This is a genomic window from Stenotrophomonas sp. P5_B8, assembly GCF_054049855.1.
In genome coordinates this window covers 1-2,100 of record NZ_JBFULO010000549.1, presented here as the reverse complement: position 1 = coordinate 2,100, position 2,100 = coordinate 1, and the positions used below count along the sequence as shown (strand labels likewise).

Sequence of the window (2,100 nt, the reverse complement as noted above, 5' to 3'; positions counted from 1 at the left end):
GGTTGGCCTGGGCCAGCATGGCCGTACCGGCCTGCTGCAGGATCTGGGTGCGGGTCAGCTCTGCGGTTTCCTTGGCGAAATCGGTGTCCTTGATGCGGCTACGCGACGCGGACAGGTTTTCCGAGGAGGTCTGCAGGTTGGCAACGACCGAGGTGAAGCGGTTCTGGATCGCACCGAGGTCGGCGCGGGTGTTGTTGATCGCACCCAGGGCCTTGTCGACGATTTCCAGTGCCTGCTGGGCACCCTTCACGGTGGACACGTCGATCTTGTCGGCGAACTGCTTGCCGTCGGCCGGGGCGGTGGCGGCGAAGCCGGCCAGCGAGCTGGCGATGTTCGCGAAGGCGCCAGTGGCGTCGACGCTGTCCTTGACCGAAGTCAGGGTCAGGGCGCCGGCGGCATCGGCTTCGGCGTAAACGCCGGTTTCACCGATCTTGGCGTTGATCGAGGCAGCCACGGCCTTGCCGTTGGCAGCGGTGTTGGCGGCCACGTCACCCACGCTCTTGACGGTCTGCGCGGCGAAGTTGACCACCGCACCCTTGCTGTCGGTGATGGTGAAGGCGGCGATAGCGGTATCGGTATCGGCCACGCCGGCAATGGCGGTGGCGGTGCCGCTGGAGAACTGCGCGCCACCCAGGGCATTGGCCTTGGCGTCCACGACCTTGTCGATGGCGATCGCCTGGCCGGCGTTGGCGCCCACCTGGAACAGCTGGCTGGAGAACGAGCCGTCCAGCAGCTTGGTGCCGTTGAAGTCGGACTGCTTGGCGACGCGGTCGATTTCGCTGACCAGCTGGGTGACTTCGGCCTGCAGGGCCTTGCGGTCGCTGGCGGAGTTGGTSGCGTTGGAGGCCTGYACSGMCAGTTCRCGGACGCGCTGCAGGTTGTTGCCGATTTCASTSAGSGARCCTTCGGCGACCTGGGCCAGCGAGATGCCRTCGTTGGCRTTGCGGATGGCCACGTCGGTRCCGCGGATCTGGGTGCCGAAGCGCTCGSWRATRGCCAGRCCGGCSGCRTCGTCYTTSGCGCTGTTGATGCGCRRGCCCGASGACAGGCGCTGGATGGTGGTGGCCAGGGAGCTGCCGCTGGTGCTCAGGTTGCGCTGAGCATTCAACGACATCGTGTTGGTGTTGATGACTTGTGCCATGGAAGTTCCTTCAGGCGTGGGTGGTGCGTAAGACGGTGGATGCGGCGCCGGTCATGCCGGCGCCGCCGGGCAGGCGTGGATCAGCGCAGCAGGCTGAGCACGTTCTGCGGCACCTGGTTGGCCTGGGCCAGCATGGCCGTACCGGCCTGCTGCAGGATCTGGGTGCGGGTCAGCTCTGCGGTTTCCTTGGCGAAATCGGTGTCCTTGATGCGGCTACGCGACGCGGACAGGTTTTCCGAGGAGGTCTGCAGGTTGGCAACGACCGAGGTGAAGCGGTTCTGGATCGCACCGAGGTCGGCGCGGGTGTTGTTGATCGAGCTCAGCGCCTTGTCAACGATTTCCAGCGCCTGCTGGGCACCCTTCACGGTCGACACGTCGATCTTGTCGGCGAACTGCTTGGTCGGAACCGCGGCGTTGCCGGCCAGCGTGATGTCGGTGCCGCTCAGCTGCACCACGGCACCGTCCTTGTCGACGCTGTCCTTGACCGAGGTCAGAGTCAGGGCGCCGGTGGTGGCATCGGCTTCGGCGTAGATACCGGTTTCACCGATCTTGGCGTTGATGTGCGCGGCCAGCGACTGGCCCGCCTTGGCGGTGGTGGTCTCGGTCAGCTTCAGCTCGGCGAAGGACACCGTGCCCGACGCGCTGGTCAGGCTGAAGGCGGCGACCGTCGAGGTGCCGTCGGCGGCGACCGTCGGGGCAGCGGCGGTGGCGGTGACGAACTGCGCGCCGCCCAGGGCGTCGGCCTTGGCATCCACGACCTTGTCGATGGCGATGGCCTGGCCGGCGTTGGCGCCAACCTGGAACAGCTGGCTGGAGAACGAGCCGTCCAGCAGCTTGGTGCCGTTGAAGTCGGACTGCTTGGCGACGCGGTCGATTTCGCTGACCAGCTGGGTGACTTCGGCCTGCAGGGCCTTGCGGTCGCTGGCGGAGTTGGTGGCGTTGGAGGCCTGCACCGACAG

The 2,100-nt window shown here is 66.5% G+C and carries 2 protein-coding genes; both read right to left on the bottom strand.

All coding sequences use genetic code 11. The features are described 5' to 3' along the window. Nucleotides 1-1,141: flagellin (locus tag ACXJKH_RS19210; RefSeq protein WP_457321763.1), on the bottom strand; the 1,141-nt coding region annotated here is incomplete at its 3' end. An 80-nt stretch (nt 1,142-1,221) separates the two neighbouring features. Next, nucleotides 1,222-2,100: flagellin (locus tag ACXJKH_RS19205; RefSeq protein ID WP_457321761.1), on the bottom strand; the 879-nt coding region annotated here is incomplete at its 5' end.